Origin of the sequence: Blautia sp. aa_0143, assembly GCF_004167315.1 — a bacterium.
Classification (GTDB): domain Bacteria; phylum Bacillota; class Clostridia; order Lachnospirales; family Lachnospiraceae; genus Blautia_A; species Blautia_A fusiformis.
The window spans coordinates 1-18085 of record NZ_RCXU01000043.1 but is presented as its reverse complement, the minus strand read 5'-3'; the positions used below and the strand labels follow the sequence as shown (position 1 = coordinate 18085).

Annotated in this window: 14 protein-coding genes; 12 read left to right on the top strand and 2 right to left on the bottom strand. The window is 40.4% G+C overall.

Annotation, left to right across the window (positions count from 1 at the left end; genetic code table 11):
* The first annotated feature begins 83 nt into the window (after positions 1-83).
* The 8 genes from EAI83_RS15870 to EAI83_RS15835 all read left to right on the top strand — a co-directional run bounded on the left by EAI83_RS15870 (position 84) and on the right by EAI83_RS15835 (position 7644).
* Entirely contained in the window at positions 84-1757 is a 1674-nt protein-coding gene (locus EAI83_RS15870) for a S16 family serine protease (RefSeq protein WP_129976111.1), read from the top strand.
* Positions 1757-2947, top strand: coding sequence for a TatD family hydrolase (locus tag EAI83_RS15865; RefSeq protein ID WP_129976109.1), 1191 nt, complete (start codon positions 1757-1759; stop codon positions 2945-2947). Before EAI83_RS15870 ends, EAI83_RS15865 begins: the two co-directional genes overlap by 1 nt.
* A gap of 24 nt (positions 2948-2971) precedes the next feature.
* Positions 2972-3673: a metallophosphoesterase gene (locus tag EAI83_RS15860; protein WP_129976107.1), complete on the top strand. Its 702-nt coding sequence runs from the start codon at positions 2972-2974 to the stop codon at positions 3671-3673.
* A gap of 32 nt (positions 3674-3705) precedes the next feature.
* On the top strand, positions 3706-4338 hold the full coding sequence (locus EAI83_RS15855) for a Type 1 glutamine amidotransferase-like domain-containing protein (RefSeq protein WP_129976105.1): 633 nt from the start codon (positions 3706-3708) through the stop codon (positions 4336-4338).
* A gap of 286 nt (positions 4339-4624) precedes the next feature.
* A complete protein-coding gene (locus tag EAI83_RS15850; protein ID WP_129976103.1) occupies positions 4625-4855 on the top strand; it encodes a purine biosynthesis protein PurH in 231 nt (76 codons plus the stop codon).
* A 21-nt stretch (positions 4856-4876) separates the two neighbouring features.
* On the top strand, positions 4877-5479 hold the full coding sequence (locus EAI83_RS15845; RefSeq protein ID WP_118752926.1) for a class I SAM-dependent methyltransferase: 603 nt from the start codon (positions 4877-4879) through the stop codon (positions 5477-5479).
* A gap of 7 nt (positions 5480-5486) precedes the next feature.
* Positions 5487-6296: a Cof-type HAD-IIB family hydrolase gene (locus EAI83_RS15840; protein WP_118752925.1), complete on the top strand. Its 810-nt coding sequence runs from the start codon at positions 5487-5489 to the stop codon at positions 6294-6296.
* Between the two features lie 340 nt (positions 6297-6636).
* Positions 6637-7644: a calcium/sodium antiporter gene (locus tag EAI83_RS15835; RefSeq protein ID WP_022427049.1), complete on the top strand. Its 1008-nt coding sequence runs from the start codon at positions 6637-6639 to the stop codon at positions 7642-7644.
* A gap of 129 nt (positions 7645-7773) precedes the next feature.
* Here EAI83_RS15835 and EAI83_RS15830 read toward each other — a convergent pair whose 3' ends face one another.
* Positions 7774-8247: a transporter gene (locus EAI83_RS15830; protein ID WP_092071924.1), complete on the bottom strand. Its 474-nt coding sequence runs from the start codon at positions 8245-8247 to the stop codon at positions 7774-7776.
* A 6-nt stretch (positions 8248-8253) separates the two neighbouring features.
* Positions 8254-9345 (bottom strand): acyltransferase family protein, encoded by a 1092-nt coding sequence (locus EAI83_RS15825; protein WP_129976101.1) that lies wholly within the window; start codon positions 9343-9345, stop codon positions 8254-8256.
* Positions 9346-9903: 558 nt separating this feature from the next.
* Here EAI83_RS15825 and EAI83_RS15820 point away from each other — a divergent pair.
* The 4 genes from EAI83_RS15820 to EAI83_RS15805 form a co-directional block, all read left to right on the top strand.
* A complete protein-coding gene (locus tag EAI83_RS15820) occupies positions 9904-10167 on the top strand; it encodes a helix-turn-helix transcriptional regulator (RefSeq protein WP_129976099.1) in 264 nt (87 codons plus the stop codon).
* Between the two features lie 159 nt (positions 10168-10326).
* Positions 10327-10542 (top strand): SPP1 phage holin family protein, encoded by a 216-nt coding sequence (locus tag EAI83_RS15815; RefSeq protein WP_161206396.1) that lies wholly within the window; start codon positions 10327-10329, stop codon positions 10540-10542.
* A complete protein-coding gene (locus EAI83_RS15810) occupies positions 10542-17249 on the top strand; it encodes a DNRLRE domain-containing protein (RefSeq protein WP_129976095.1) in 6708 nt (2235 codons plus the stop codon). The genes EAI83_RS15815 and EAI83_RS15810 overlap by 1 nt, the downstream gene beginning before the upstream one ends.
* Before the next feature lie 208 nt (positions 17250-17457).
* A partial coding sequence (locus EAI83_RS15805) for a hypothetical protein (protein WP_129976093.1) occupies positions 17458-18085 on the top strand: 628 nt, incomplete at its 3' end.

The following is an 18085-nucleotide window of genomic DNA, read 5'->3' as shown; positions in this document are numbered from 1 at the left end:
ATACAGCTTAAGCAACAAGATGGATAATTCCTTACTGGCTGTAAGGGATATTAACCATAAATATATTGTAGTAGAAATTGGAAATGAATGTAGAATCTCTTGTAATTAAAATGGTTGCTGAAGGCAAGAAGGAATTTCCTCAGCTCACGGTAAAAGAATTAAATGAATGTTTCCAGTTTGCCGAGAGTGGAAAATATATGTTAGATAATTATGTTACCGATTTAGGAGATCTTGAAAATAAATATTACTGGAATTATGATATGTATCCTGATTCTGTTAAGGAACGGGCGAATGAATTATTGGAAGATATCAGATATGGAGATGACTGGAATATGAAAACTTATGCAGTTCTTTCTCTTCGTTATCTGGTAAACCCAACAAAAGGTTCTTATGATCACTATAAGATGGGTCAGATTGAAAATAGTTTTAAACAGACAAGATTTGGTCAGGATGGATTGGCCTGCCAGATAGATGATGCATTATTGGCTGAGCGGTTGTCCGGCGATAATAAGCGAATGACTGTTTTAGGATTATGGGGACCACCTGGAACAGGAAAAACAACTGCAGCTGAAGCAATAGCGAAAGCCCTTAATAGAGGTTATGTCAAACTGAATTTTGGCGGAGCAAGCAATGCCAGTATTGTTAAGGGGCAGAATAAGTCGGTACCTAATGCAGGACCTAGTCTTCTTATGCGAGAATTATCAAGAAAAAGTGGAACTTATTCTTATGTCGTTAATTTTGATGAATTTGATAAAGGAACTGCAGAGAGTTATGAAGCTTTTCATGAATTCTTAGACCCGGTATCTGAATCATATTATGATGAGTATCTCGAATGTAATATTCCTAAAAATAACTTTATTATTATTCTTACATTTAACGATATTTCGAGAATCCCGACATCTATTCTGGACCGTATGAGACTGATAACAGTGCCTGGATATTCATTAACTACGAAGAAGAAAATTGTGAAAAATATGGTGTTGAAAAGCTATGCGGAGAGATTAAAGGTGAACAATGTCTCAATTACAGACACAGCACTGGATTTACTTATGCGTGAATATTCTGTTGCATCAGGAATAAGAGATGTAGAAAAGGATATAGAGAAGCTGTTGGTTCGTTTGATAAAAAAATATAATAAATATTCTGATTTTTGTATTACGGAAGATATTATTCGAGAAGTTCTGGGAAGTAAGAGAACTTTGGGATTGAGCGATATGGGAAATAAAGCAGCTGTTCCTGGACAGGCCATGGCGTTGGGAGTTTCAGGATATATTGGTAGCTGTATTGCTGTTCAGGTAACTGAGGATCCTTATCAGAAGGCTGAGGTTGAGGTTTCTGGTTTACTTAAAGATGCATGTATGGAATCTTTGTCAGATGCAATGTCTTATGCCAGAAGAACTTTGAAGAAGGAATTGCCAAAGCTTCATATTTCTTTCCGAGCCCCAAGTATACCTAAGGATGGAAGTTCAGCAGGTGTTGCAATGTATATGGCTGTTATGAGTTGTGTTTTAAATAAAAAGCTCGAAGGATGTGCCTTCACTGGAAGCATAGATGCATTTGGCAATGTGGGTATTGTCAGTGTGGAAGAGAAACTATGTGCAGCAGAGCGTGAAGGGATCGCAAGAGTATATATTCCATGGGACAATTATGAATACCTTAAAGAAAATAAAATACTGGATCAATATAATGTTGATATCATACCGGTAAAACATGTAGATGAATTAAATAGTGAATTCTTTGAATTGGAGGTGTCATAATGTCTGGAAAAAATTATTTAAAAAAACTACTTAATGATAATTATCGTGAAAATATAGAACATGTCTTAAAAACAATGTATGAAGGGAATAAGGAATCTTTCTTTGACTGTTGTGGGAGAATCATTGGAGTCTTGGATAGTGTAGTGAAAAAAGGATATTTGAGCTATGAGAAGTATAAAATCATGAAAGACTCTTTAATGAATTCTTGTATTGATCAGGAAAGTACGATCATATCGCAGGAAAGTGAAAAAATCACTGTTTTGAATACGGATACGGGTACTGTTGATAGCTTTTTTCTGGCAGATTTTATATATTGGTTTGTAAAAATGTTTACTACAGATCCCTTATTCAGAAAAGGGTTGAATGGACATTATGATTATACTGGTGTAATGAGTCTTCTCGATGAAGAGTTATTGAAGAGGGTTTATGAATCTAATATCAAAAAATGCATTGTACCAGCAATTAATTACTGGACAAATATGGAGATGAAAATATTGTTTGATAAGCCCGAGTATGAATGGATTTACTATGCACATGGATCTCATCCCAAATATTTATGGAAAGAAGTACATGAGTGGAATGAGGATCGATGGAAAGAATATGAAGAACTGCTTAGCAACCAAAAGTGTATTGCAGTTGGTGAAACAGGATTGGATTACAGTTATCCGGAGTTTGGACCAACACACCGGGATGTACAGAAGAGATACCTTGAGCATTTTATTTCTTATGCAAATAAGTATCATCTTCCTGCCATACTTCATATTCGTTCCGGGATAAAAGAGGAATCTATATCTGATAGAGGTGTAGTAGATGCTGATGAGGATGCTATTTCTATTTTTAAGGTAAATCCTCCGAAGTTTGGTGCTGTTTATCATTGTTTTTGTGGAGATGTTGAAACAATAAAAAGGTATTGTGATGTTGGAGTAAAATATTTTGGAATTGGTGGGAAAATATTTTATGAAAATGAGCTGGAAGAGACAGTTCGTTTTATGCCGGAAGATAGCCTTGTACTTGAGACGGATGCTCCGTATATCAGGATTCCAGATATGAAAGGACCAAATACATCACTTTCATTATGGGATATTGCAGAGCGGATAGCGCTTGTTCGAGGAACTACAACAGAAAAAATAATTGAACTGACGACAAGGAATGCAGAGCGATTATTTGATACTGGATATGGTGATGTGTAATGTGAAGAGAAGAGAGGATAAATTATGATATATGTAATGAGTGATATTCATGGTGATTTTCAATCTTTTTATAAGATGCTTGTAAAGATTAATTTTTCTTCTTATGATGAATTATTTATTCTGGGAGATATAGTTGATAAAGGAAAAGAAAATCTTTGTCTTTTGGATTTTATTTGGAAAAGCGAAAATATCTATCTGCTCAAGGGAAATCATGAATATTTATTTGAAAGATACCTTCAGGGAATTGTTACAGCAGAAATATGGGATGCCTGTGGAGGAACTGCTACTCGACAGGAAGTAGATAGATTATCGGCAGATAAGAAAGCGGATATCCTGATGTTTTTGAAAGGACTTCCTATATATCGGAATATCACTATTAAAGATAAGAGTTATTTCCTTACTCATTCTGGATATCATGCGGATTTTGAGATTATTGATCCAAAGACTGGACTGGTTGATATTCAGAAGTCTGTAGACAGTGCTGTAGCATGGGACCAGGAACAATATTTGTTTTCCGATGATATTCATTATATTCCTCAAAAGATCAAGTTTGATAAAAGAATCATAGTCGGACATTATGCAACACTCTTTCTTACTGAATATGGACAAGCTAATATCTATTATGGAGAAAGATACATAGATATTGATACCGGTAATGAGCGAAGAAATAGAGGCGGAAGGTTAGCATGTCTTAGATTGAACGACGGGAAGGAGTATTATGTGTGACATTATAATTATCTGATGAGAGGGTTGTAGATATGGGGAAAATAATTTTGACGTCACAGGGGCTTTGTACGCAAATGGGAGATAGACTGATACATAGAGCTATTTCAGATATGGGAGACAGAGAAAACAAAAAGATTTTGCTTGTGGACATAAAGAAATATAGAATTACTGAGAAACTAAAAGATGTATGTATATCAATGGGGTTTGAAAAAAGTAACATATTTGTGACTTCAGAGGCTGAAGCAGGAGATTTTCCGGATTTTTTCGAGTATTACTATGTTACAGCAGGAAATACATTTGAAATTTTAAAGGAGATAAGGATTAAAAAACTTGCAGGTTTAATAAAAAGAAGTATGTTAGAAAACAATGCAACTTATATTGGCAGCAGCGCTGGTGCAATGCTTGCCGGAATCGATGTTTGCCTGGCATTGGATTTTGACAGAGATACGGAGGATCTTGATGATTATAGGGCATTGTCCTTATTTAATGGGACAGTTATTCCTCATTATTCAAAAGCAGATCTCAGACGTTACATTAAAAATACAGATTCTGATGTTCTTGCAGGATATGACAAAATATATTCAGTGAATGATAATGAAGCTCTGATTGGTGAATTTGAAAAAAATAGAAATGTTGATTTTCAGAGATTTTCTATTACCAGATGATCTATTATTAAATAACTGTGGAACTGTTAAATGCAGCTCCACAGTTTATTGGCGAAAACGGCCGATTTTTTAAATACGGGTTTTGAGGTGGCTTTTTATCTTCGGAAATAGGCGAAAAATTGTATTGACACTGGTAGTGGGTCAGAGTAGAATAAAAAAACAGAAAAGAAAAATTTTTGTAAAGCTGTTTGTTTGATACAAGCAGCTTTTTTCAAAAGAAAAAGTGAACAATAACAAAAATACAGAATATCTGAAACACAGGTGAACCTATCAGGAGGAAAAAACAATGCCAGGATATCTGATCAAAGATACAACAAAAGAGGAACGTAAACAGATCGTGGAGGAATCTCTTGGAAATATTTCCGCGAACTGTGATGGCTGTATGGCGAGATTTGCGGATATGTATCAGGATTATATTGACGGAAAGAAAGAGATCCGTGAGATCAATATGGAGTTCAATGCCAGGTATGTCCGTGGAGATATGGATAAAGAGGAAAAACGAAGCTGCCCGATGTAGCGAACGGAGATTAACAGAAGCATGGATCAAAATGAAGTAAAATATGATAAGCTGCTGAAGATCAAAACCACCGGTCGTGACGATTCCAGATCGGATCAGTACTGTTATCCATACGAGCCAACGCCGTACGGGGTGTTGGAACGGCTGGCTTATTGTGGATATCTGGGGAAAAAGAATCATCTGATCGACTACGGATGTGGAAAAGGCAGAGTGGATTTTTTTCTGGCGTGGCAGGTCAGATGCCGGACCACAGGCGTGGAGTACGATGAACGTATGACAAAAGCCGCAGAAGAAAATAGGCAGCGGGCTGTTTCCGGGACAAAAACATCATTTATACTGGAGAATGCGGCCCTTTTTCAGGTGCCGGAGTCCGCAGACAGATTTTATTTTTTCAATCCCTTTTCTGTGGAAATACTGAGAAGCGTCATCGGCCGCATCCGGGAATCCTGGTACGAAAAAACAAGAGAAATGCTACTGTTTTTCTATTATCCATCTGACGAATATATTTCATATCTGATGACTGTAGAGGAACTGGAATTCCTGGACGAGATCGACTGCCAGGATCTTTTTGAAGGGAAAAATCAGAGAGAGAGGGTATTGGTATTTCAGATGGGAGAGGAGTAAAAACAACATGATAAAACTGATCGCAACAGACGTAGACGGAACTCTTGTAAAAGACGGGACCATGACTATCAATCCGGAATATATGACAGTGATCCGGAAGCTGACTGAGCTGGGAATTACCTTTGTGGTGTGTTCCGGGCGGCAGTATGACAGTGAGAGGAAGCTGTTTGAGCCGGTGAAGAATCTGGTGTATTTTGTGTCAGATGGCGGTACGGTAATCCGGAAGAATGATAAGATCCTGAAGGTACATACACTTCCGGATGAGGTTTGGAAACGCATGCATCATATGGTGAAAGAAAAAATGCTGGAATGTGACTGCTTTATTGCCACACCGGAGTGCTGCTATGCGGAGAATGAGAATGGAAGGATGTTCCGGTGGCTGCGGGATTCCTATGGCTATGATATGAGAAAAGTGGATGATCTTTCTTCTCTTCAGGGAAAAAAGGTGCTGAAATTCTCTGTCTATCACCAGGAACGGTGCGAGGAGCTTTGTGCACCGTATTTTACACCGGCATGGAGGGATAAGGTAACGCTGGCGGCTGCCGGAAAAGAATGGATGGACAGTACACCGCCGGAGGGCGAAAAAAGTACAGCTGTCGAATTTATCCAGAAACAGTTAGGAATTTCTCCGGAGGAAACCTGTACATTTGGAGATAACCTCAACGATATCGCCATGCTTCAGAAAGCGGGAAGGAGCTATGCGGTAGCCAATGCCAGAGCGGAAGTGCAGGCAGCAGCCAGGGAAGTATGTCCGTCATACAGTGAAGATGGAGTCTTACAGATCCTGAAAGGGATTGTTTCTGAAAGCAGAAAATAATAAAGATATATAAAATATGTGCTTTCGGTAAAGAAAAGTCACCGGCCAGGGGTTGACTTTTAAAAACAATTCTGTTAAATTGAAAAAAATTGAAAATTTTAATTCCATGAGGGAGTAGTTCGCACGTAAGTGTGATTTGTCAACAGACCCGGTTTTTTCTGAAAAACCTGGCAAATCTTAAAGAATGAGACTCATGTATGCTTTGTTATATTTTATTGCAGCAGGGCATACATGGGTCTTTTTTATGTAACAAAAGAATGTCGGAAAGAATTTTTTCAGCAGGGCGGGCGACAATGAATCTCCGGGTTATGGGAAATAAAAAAAGAAAGTGAGAAGAAAAATGGAAAATCTGGTAAACAGTTCACCGCTGATCCTTGTGTTAGTTTTTCTTGTGATCGGCTTTGTGTTCCTGATGAAGGGTGCGGATTTCTTTGTAGAAGGAAGCTCCAGTATCGCAAAAAGGCTGAAGGTGCCGCCGATCATTATCGGTCTTACTATTGTGGCAATGGGAACATCATTGCCGGAAACTGCAGTCAGCGTTACAGCGTCACTGGTCAATAACAATGAGCTTGCGGTCAGCAATGTGGTAGGCTCCAATATTTTTAACCTGATGGTGGTTGTTGGAGTCTGTTCCATCCTGACACCGATCCTGGTACAGAAGGAAACCATCCGGAGGGATATTCCGTTTTCCATGATCTGTGCGCTCCTTCTTCTGGGGCTGGGGATCCTGGCAGCAGGAGATACGATCGGAATGAGACTTGGTCATCTGGATGGAATGATCCTGCTGGGATTTTTTGCAGGCTATATTGTGGTAATGATCCAAAGTGCCATGAAGGCCAGAGCAGCAGGAAAAAATGTGGACATGGAAGGAATGGAAGAGCTGGAAGAAGAAATCGGCATCCTTTCCTGGCCGAAGAGCATCCTCTTTATTGTGGGAGGCGCACTTGCCATTGCCTTTGGCGGAGATCTTACGGTGGATGCTGCCAGCCGCATTGCCATTGATCTTGGAATGAGCCAGACACTGGTGGGACTGACCATTGTTTCTATCGGAACTTCCCTTCCGGAGCTGGTGACTTCCGTGGTTGCAGCCAGAAAGAACGAAGTGGATATGGCTGTGGGAAATGCGGTAGGCTCCAATATTTTCAATATCCTGATGGTTCTCGGAGTTGCATCTGCCATCAATCCGGTGGCACTGATCCGGGAAAATATTATTGATATTGTCATACTTATCGTGTTCTCGCTGATCGTGTGGATCTATGCGGCCACAAAGCAGAGGATCAGCCGGAAAGAGGGAATTTCCATGGTGTGTATGTACCTGATCTATGCGGGGTATATTATCTGGAGATAGCTGCTGTGGGCATGCAGCTGGTCCGACGTGGACAATAGTATCGTATAGGGTTTATATCAATGCAATTTATAAGAAAAGCTCCAACCGTATCAATATCGGGATACAGTTGGAGCTTTTCTGCAATTATGCTCATTTGCACTCAGAAGAGAAAGCTTTTTTTGAGGATTCTTCTGAAGCGTTCTTCTGATGCGGGGTCATATCATCACTGTCCGTCATCAGATATTTCCGGACGGCAAAAAGAATGGCGATACCGATGATCCCGATCAGTGTCTGTACAGGATCGAGATGTTCCACGACCATCTGCCTTGCTGTTGCAAAAAGCAGGACCTCCACAACAGTCTGGGCGGAATGTCGGCAGAGCATTTTTACAAACTCCACACCGACTACAAGGGACAGTGCCTGTGACAGGAAACTGGTAAAAAAGCTGGTGTCCATATCCATGATGGAGGTACCGGCAGTTGTAAGGATCAGACGCAGTCCGGACAGTGCGATCACGATAATGATTACGATGGATAATGCGATCTCTGTGTAACGGGCTGTGTTGTAGATCAGTTCGTTAAAATGTTTGCGGATATTGTGGTTAACGGCGGTTCTGTCTTTCATGGGAAGTTATCCTTTCTTTTTCGCAGAAGCGGGATGATCGATAAAACGGGTTGCAAAATAGCCGAATACGCAGGTGATGACAACCATACATGGCAAAAACAGCCAGAAGCGCTGCTGGCTCATGGTGTTGAACCATGGAGCATTGGCCTGCAGGATCATAATGATGGGCATATGCCACAGATAGATCCCGTACTGGTTCCGGGCCACGAAATACAGTGGATGCAGAAACCTGAAATCCATTTCCGGCAGGAGGGAGAATCCCACTAGTAGTATACTGAGCAGGACCGCCAGGATGGAATGGGCCGGATAACCGGCGGGAGTGGTGCCATAAAGCCCGTGACTGTGATAATAAAAGATCCATACCAGGATCAGTGCGGTGCTTGCAATAGAAACCGTAAGTCCAGGCTTCAGCCGGTAATCCTGCATACGATCTCCGGTCTGCTTCCAGAAAGCGGCAGCAGCCATTCCCAGCACGAAATTATCCAGCGCAGAGAATACCTGACGCTCGTATACAAAATATACAGAGTTATCTGAAATCCCGGAATTGTGGAGATAACGGACGACTGCGAACCGACAGATAACAGTGAAAACAATGGACACAATAGAAGCTACGAGCCAGTTTTTCCGGACTGCTTTATAAAGGAACGGGGCGATCAGATAAAACTGAAAGATCACGCCCATCGTCCACAGCGCACCATTGATGGAACCATGTGTCACCGGGGAAAAGTTCTCCGTAAAAGTATAATACGCCAGGATATGCCGAAGTCCCTCATTGCTGAACATCTGCGTGGACATAAAGATCAGAAGGACCGTGATACATACATAATACTGGGGCATAATGCGGATGCAGCGCTTTTTCATAAAAGCCCGCCAGCCGGGGAGACAGCCTCGCGCCTCCGAAGAAGAAAGGGAAAGATAAATTCCATATCCGCTTAACAGGAAAAACAGTGTAACTCCTACTTCACCTCCAAGAGTCAGAAATGTGTGGATGGCTGTATGCGACTGCCATGGCTGCCCGGACAGAACGTAGCAGTGATACAGCATAATGTAGAGAATCGCCCCCGCACGGAGCAGATCGATATTTTTGATACGCTTCATAAATAAATCCTTTCCTGAAAAAAATAAGTCTGCCCCATGACTGAAACAGGCAGACAGAGATAGGTTCAGTATAGCATGAACGAGGGAGATTGGAAAGCTGTCGGAGGGAAAATTTACTATTGCAAAAACGAACACAAGTTTGTATAATGGAAAATATAAGAAACGAACATATATTCGAAAAAAGAGGAGCGTGAGAAGTGGTGGACATCGAAGAAAGAACACCCGACAGAAAAGCAATACGAGTACATTGCCCGAGTTGCTCCAACAGCAGATTGTTCGATTTGACAGGTGACTGTTCCGGAATCCTCCGGATCAAATGTCCCAGATGCAGAAAAGAGGTGGAGATACAGCTGGCACATTGCAATGAACAGCAATACAGAAGGCAGATCTTTTATTACAGAACACATAAGAGATAAGAAAACCACATAAAAACTGAGTGAGAAGCCGGCCGGCAACTGTAGATTGCGTAAGAGCCAGACTCAAAGCCAGGAAATACTTCCCTGATTTTAATATCAGGGGTGTTTTCCTGGCTTTTTTCTTTATAAGGGGGAAAAGAAAATGAAGAATGAAGAGCAGAAATTATATCAGATCGGAGAATATGTCCGTATATGTCGGAAAAAAGGCGGGTACAGTCAGGAAGAACTGGCGGAAGGCGTAGATGTATCCAAGATGACGATCTCCAGAATCGAAAATGGAGAAAATGCCATGAGTATCCTGCTGTTTTTTCAGATCGTCAGTTTTCTGGATATTTCGGAAGAAGAAGTTATCAGACTGTTCAGAAACTGTGATAAAGAGTGCAGGGAAGCACAGGGATGGAGATAAAAATATTCGATTCTACATATATGTTACGAAAAATAACATATATGTAATTTAAAAACAAACAGATGTTCGATATTATATAAAGCGTAAAACATATGTTTTTGACTACAGAGCGTAAAGTGAAGGCCAGCTTTACCGGAGATGAAAGAAGGTGGCAAACAAATGAAGATCAAACGAAAAATCAGATTTCCAAGAGATGTACTGATCCGGATGACAGTGCTTATGATCGCACTGACGAATCAGATTCTGGAACTGACAGGCAGAAATCCACTCCCATTTTCAGAAGAAGAGTGGTATCAGATCCTGAGTGGAATAGTAACAGTTATGACTGCTTTATGGATCTGGTTCAAAAATGAAAAGAAAGAAGGAAAGAAATAATGGAAGATAAGAAAAGACGGGAAATAAAAGAAGAAAGAACAGCAGCATCCAAACTGTTTGAGAATGAGGATCATTCTTTTACGAAAGAAATCTATCTGGATGATATCCATTATCAGGACGATGAGGGAATCTGGCAGGAAATGGATGATACCCTGACAGAGGAACTGGATGAAGGAACAGAAGCAGATCAGGAAGAAAATGTAGCAGAAGAATACGCAGACAGAGAGACGGCAGAGAAGGATTTTGCCAACAGGAAAGGCAAATGGAAAGCTGTATTTCGTAAACATTCCAGAAAGCAGGGAACAGTATCTGTTACCAAAGATGCATATAAGATCAGCTGGGCACTGGAAAATACAGAAAAGGTAAAGGCGGAAGAAACCGGAACGAATACAGTTCTTTATCCGGATATCCTTCCGGGAACAGACAGTCGTTTCTATGTAAGAGGAAAGAACATAAAAGAAGATATCATCCTGAAAACACCGGAAGCAATCGGCTCTTTTACATGGCTCTATCATACCAAAAAACTTCGTCCGGTAGCAGGAAATTCCTGCGTAAGATTTGTAAATAATGCAGAGGAAGAGGTTTTTGCTGTTGCGGCGCCGTTTATGACAGATTTCGCAGGAAAAAGATCAGAAAATATCGGAATCGAACTTCTGGATGAAGGAAAAAAAGACCGTTGTGCGATCCGGATCACACCGGATGAAGAATGGCTGAAAGATCCGGAAAGAGTTTATCCGGTTATTGTCGATCCGGTTACGACAACGTCAAAGAGTAGAGATGAGATTAATGACGCACATGTAGATTCACAGTATGCAAAAGATAATTTTCGTGAAAGCATTATTTTGAAAACCAGAGGAGGAGATGTTATTCAGAGAAGTTATCTGAAATTTAAATTACCGATTATTAAAACAGGAGATATGGTAGTTAGCGCTCGTTTGGTAATGGTGTCTCTTGCGGAAGATAAAAAAGAAAGAACGCTTCAGGTTCATCGTGTGCTTCAGGACTGGGATTCTGCCGATATTACATGGTTTAATAAACCTATGTATTCGGAAACAGTTGAAGATATATGTAAGTTTACCGGAGATGAACAGAAATATATCAGCCTTGATATCACACGGCTTGTGAAAGACTGGTATCAGAATGGGTATAATTATGGTGTGTTGCTCAGAGACTGCTCTGAACTCTCAGGATATACAGAGTATCTTTCGTCAGATTGTCACAGCGATTATAAAGATATGCGTCCGAGAATCGACATTTCCTACGTAAACTACTCCGGCCTTGAGGACTACTGGACATATCACAGCCAGGAAGCAGGACGTGCAGGCACCGTGTACGTGAATGACTACAACGGAAATGTGATCATGCAGCATAATACAATGGAAACAGGCGGCTCACTGATGCCGATGGGGCTGACACAGGTATACAACAGCAATGATAAAGACATCGATATCGGTTACGGATATGGAGTCCGTCTGAATTATCATCAGACGATCCGGAAAGTCACTATTGCAGGAACGGAGTATTATAAACATACAGATGGAGATGGTACAGTCCACTATTTTGTATATGACAGTACAAAAAAGAAATGGAAAGAGGAAACCGGCCTGGATCTGGAACTGATACTGAAAACCGGAGATTCCGATATTGCCTATGTGATCAAAGATAAAGAAGAAAACTGCCTGAACTTCATGACAGCAGGATATTTACGATCTATTTCAGACCGACATGGAAATACACTTAGCCTGAAATATACCAACCTGCGTATTGCATCCATCGCAGACGGTGCAGGCCGTATGACAACACTGACTTATGATACGGACAGTGCAGGAAAAGCAAATCATCTGATAAAGGTAACAGGACCAGATCAGAAAAGCAAGACGTTTGCATATACCAACGGATGTCTTACATCAATCACAGATATTGATAATTCCAAGACCACATATACCTATACAACAACCCGTCTGCTCCAGAAGATCCGTAATGTTGATGAAAGTGAAGTGCATTACGACTATTACAGCCAGAATCCTTACAGAGTAAAAAAGATAACTGAGTACGGAAGAGGAAGTAAAGAAGGAAACAGCCTGCGGCTTACCTATGGATACAACAGCACAAAATTTACAGATCGAAAAAACAGAAGTGAGATCTTACGATTTGACAATTCAGGAAACCTTCTGCATGTGCATGATGGATTTGGCCATGCGGCAAGTGCAAGATACAGCAAGGATAAAAATTACACCAACCGTCTGCAGAATGAAACAAAACTTCAGTCAAATATCATCCAGCTGCTGAAGGATCCGATCATTCAGGCAAAGACACTTGGCTGGAAATCCTATGTATCCGATGAAAAAAATATCAAAGCATCGGTCAATACCGACAGTCAGAATGTAAAAACAGGGACAAGATCCCTTCAGCTTACCAGCGAGGTAAGTAATCAGTTCTGCAGCTGGTATCAGGAAGTTTCGCTGAGAAAAGGTGCGACCTATACATTCTCCATGTATATGAAAGCTGTCATAAGTGAGATTGGAGAAAATGGAAGATGTTTTGCACGAGTTGAGTATCATGATAAAGATGGAAAAAATGTCTATGCGGTAAGTGAAGGAATCAAAAAAAGTACCGGTGGGTTTATACGTCAGAAGGCAACATTCAAGGTACCGGAAGATGCGGCCGATACAAAAGTAAGAGTATTTTTATACATGTATCGGGTAAAAGGAACAGTTTATGGAGACATGGCACAGCTGGAGTGCGGAACAACTGCAAACCGCTGCAATCTGATAGATAATGGAGATTTTTACTTTGGGAGTACGCAGGGCTTTACCGGCTCGGGAACCACGCTTGCAGATGAACTGACAACAGTGGGAACCAGCGTATATGTTCCTGTCAGATATGCAATGATGGTGATCACAGATTTTGCGGATGTTTATACAACACCAAAAGTGTCTGCAGAAACAAAGATCACAAGTATCTTCAAGAATGAATGTGTGGTGGCAAATGCATTTCTGAAAGATTCCAGTGGAAATCTCTGGTACTATGTGAAAACAAGAAACGGGCAGAAAGGATATGTCAGATCAGAGTCTCTGTGTATTTATATGCCGGGAGGAAGCGCCAGCAATTCCGCATGTACTGCAGTTGAGAATGCCATTCTCCGCTCCGCCCCATCTGCATCAGCTATACCGGTACAGGAAGGGATTGAAAAAAATACCTGTCTGGCATTACGCTCATCTGTAAAAGATTCCAGTGGAAACAAGTGGTATGAAGCAGGACTGGATATTGACGGAAAAAGATATTATGGCTATATTTCCGCAGATTCTGTAGTAAGACTGGCAACAAACACGCCGTATGGTTACACATATGCACCGGTGAACTGCTATACGACTCCATCTACAGTCAGTGGGCTGGTAACACTTCCCAAAGATAAAAGAATCCGTATACGGGGAACAGTTACAAAGAATAACGGAGAAGTATGGTATGCGTTTATGCCTGAAAATACAGAAGAAAAAAAGTTTGCTTATATCCTAAATACAGCTCTTACGATATCCAAAGCTCCGGTAACAGACCGTAAAGCAACGGCCAAAGTAAATGAAAGGGTTCCGGGACTTGACAATCATATTTTCAAATTTGTTGGAGATTATGAAAGTGAAAAACGTCTGGTCAAAAAACTGGATCTCACAGGAAAAAAAGGCGATACCTACATGGTGAATGCCTGGGGATTCGGAACAACACTTCCGGAATCTTCTGTGGATAAAGGTCGCAGGTTTGGTGTGGAAGTTGTATTTATATCTGCAGATGGAAAGACAAAAGATACACACTACAGTAATTTCAGTCCGGATATTCTGGACTGGCAGTTCCTGAGTGATGTGTACGTGGCAAAAAATGATTATGCAAGTATTCAGGTAGCGTATACATACTGCCATAATGCCAATCATGCGTTTGTAGATGGCATTGCGTTATTCCGGGAGGAGTTCGGACAGACATATACTTATGATGCAGAAAATAATCTCATTTCTGTTACAGATGCTCAGAAGAATCGGCAGAAATTTGAGTACAATGCGACTGGTGATGTAACCGGGATCACAGACCCAAAAGGAAATAATTTTAAGTATGAGTATGATGCAAAACGTCGTCTGCGAACCGCAACTTCTGCCGAAAGAGTCAGATACCGTCTGAAATATGACACAAAAGGAAACATTGTGGAAAGTGGCTGTATTGCTGCGTCAGATACCACAGAGACAAAGGGCACCTGGGTGGCTCGTAAATTCACAGAGAAGAAAAATCATGTAGCAGGCGTTACGGATACAGAGGGAAATACCGTATCCTATGAGTGGGATGAAACTACAGATCTGCTGAAATCACTTACAGATGGAAGAGGAAATAAGATTTCCTACAGATACGATGCCGCACAGCGTCTCAGTGCAGTAAGCCAGAAAGTAACAATTGGAAATGCACAGAAAACAGTGACCAATGCGTATACCTACAAAAATGACAGACTTGCGTCCATCAGCCATAATGGATTTGCCTACGGATTTACCTATGATGCATTTGGAAATATGCTGCGAGCTTCTATTGATAAAAAAGAAACGGATGCAGAATATTCTCATGAACTTGTCAGATATGAATATGAAGAGAAAAACGGAAATCTTGCAAAGACCATTTACAGCAATGGAGATTATATCCGCTACGAGTATGACAGTATGGATCGTATCCAGATGAGCTATTATCACAGTGCCAGTGCGTCCGCAGAAAAGAGAATGAATCATTATGTGTATGACCGAAGCGGAAATCTTGCAAAAGTACAGGCATATCTGGCTGGAAAAACCTATGATCTGGAATATGATTTTCTGGACAGGCTGATGCGTGTTACAGATGAATCCGGACAGAGATACCAGTATTTCTATGATGCAAATAATAACATGACAGAGCTTCGCGTATATTCTGATGAATATGGAACAAAAACAAATTACAGCTATGATAAAGACAGCAGAGAAACAAAAACAAAGATCATGAGCGGAAAAGAGAGAACCGTTACTTATGATTCCTGTGGAAGAGTTGCAAAAACAGAGTGGAATACCACAAATCCTTTAACTCTGACATATGGATATTATTCTCCGGATAAACAGGTCGGTACACTTCCAAGAAAAATAACGGTAGGTTCCAGAACCCTGAGTTATACTTATGATGCAAACGGAAATATCACGGCGATCACAGATACAAAAGGTTCCAGCACAGTAAAAGAATCCTATGTATACGATGAGCTGAACCGTTTGATCCGGGAAAACAGCCAGACGCAGAAGAAGACATTCACCTATGAGTATGATCTGGGTGGAAATCTTGTAAAAGTATGTGAGTATCCATATACAACAGGAACGCTTCCAACAAAACCATCTGCAACAGAAACCGGAACCTTCGGACAGGTATGGCGGGATAAACTGATGAAGTGGAATGGCGTAGTCATGCAGTATGATTCAATTGGAAATATGACCAAAAAAGGAAATACTACATTTACCTGGACACAGGGAAGAAAGCTGGAGTCTGTCAATAACGGGAAAAAGATCCGATACTATTATGACCATGCCGGAAATCGAGTAAAGAAAACCGTTGACAATGTAACAACCGAATACTGCATGGCAGGAGATCTTCTGGTAACAGAAAAAGGTGAGGGACGCCGAATCTGGTATTACTATGATTCCGCAGCAAATCCTGTTTCAATGCGAGTGTCAGGAAAAGACTATTTTTACGTAAGAAATCTCCAGAATGATGTCATTGCACTGATTGACGACACCGGAGAGACTGTAGTAGAATACAAGTATAACAGCTGGGGAAAAATCCTGAGCATCACCGGCAGCAAAGCCGGCACTATTGGAAAAATCAACCCGTTCCGCTACAGAGGCTACTACTACGATGAAGAAACCGGAATGTACTATCTGAAGAACCGGTATTATGATCCGGAGATCCGGAGATTTATCAGTGCGGATAACTTTAAAAGTGAAAAAGCATCTATGGAGACATTACATAATCGAAATTTATTTGCCTACTGTGACGATAATCCACTGGTACGTGCAGATCAGGATGGAAATGCATGGATGGTTGCAGCAGCAAGTTTTGTCGCTGGAATGGGACTTTCAGTTGGATGTCAGATGATTTTTGAGGGGAAAAATCTGTCAGAGATAAACTGGATCACTGCCGCTTCCGCAGGACTTGGAACCGCTATGGGATTTTTGGGAATTGGTGGTTCGACAACAGGTGCAGTTGTAAGTGGTGTTACTTCGTTTGCAAGTGATTATTATGAAAATAGAGATTTTACAAGCGCGGTTATAAATGGTGCGGTAAGTGCGGGAATATCATTAATTTGGAGTGCTGTAGATAATATTATAGTACCAAAGCAAAATCAAAAAGGATATTTGAAATATATGAGAAAAGATTACCATGACGCAAATCGAAGAATTTCAAATATGAACCTTTCATTCGCAGAGGCATTACCGCTACGAAGGGCAGTTAATGAAGAAAAAAATGAAAAAATGAGGCAATTAACAGGAAAGCAAATAATTTCTTATTCTAGAAATTATTGGAGTAATAGGAAGGTTAATTCTAATATTGTAATACGAAAGTATGGGAGAGTTATTGGCGGGGGAGGTGAGTATACTCCAGGAAAAGGAATGCGGTATATGAAGTGTTATGAGTATTTAGGAAAGTTATATTGGCTTTACGTATAATTTTGGCATATAAAATATATGAGAAACGTATTGGTGGGAAAGGTATTCTCACCAATACAAAACGGTATGTATTTAATAATTAGGGGGGATTAGAATAGACCGAAGGAAAAGAAAAAAGATACCTGAAAAAATTTTATTATTTTGTATTTTATTCTTGTCATATCGTTGGATTTTTGAAGATGATGGATTCACATTTGGAATAGCCGGTTTGGGATATTTGGCATTGACTGGATGGGTATTCAGATGTGGCGAAACACCGGATCAGGATATTTCTTCGGAAAGTGTAGATGAAAATCCTCTATATGTTTATGGGATGATGAGAAAAAATCGAAAATGGCTTTCCGGAATCAGAGGGTGTTTTCTGTTTCAAATGTTGCTTTTGACAGATGTTTTTTTTGCAGCAGTATATTCCTGTTGGAAATGTTGGACGAATAGCAGTGGGAATGATGCGATTGAAAAAGCGTTATTATCACTGCATATTTTAATGATAGCGGGGTATGTTGAATTTCTGAAGCATAGTGCTAGGATTCATGCAAGAAGCTACAGGTATATAGAGAATAAAAAAGAAATCTGGATGCCATTCAGTTTTATTTGTTACAAATATGAGAAGTTAATAGATATCAAAATAACTTTTCCAGAAGAGGTCGAAGAACGAAACGTTGTATTTGGAAAAGGGCTTTTACATAACCAGTACCAAAAAAAGTCAGAATATGAACTGGACGAAAAAGGAAAGGTAAGTTTTTTCAAGAAAAATAGAAGTAATCAGGTGAATATCTGGGCGCTTATAGATATTACAGATATGGATAGAAATGATGTTTTGTTGTTAAATGATAAAT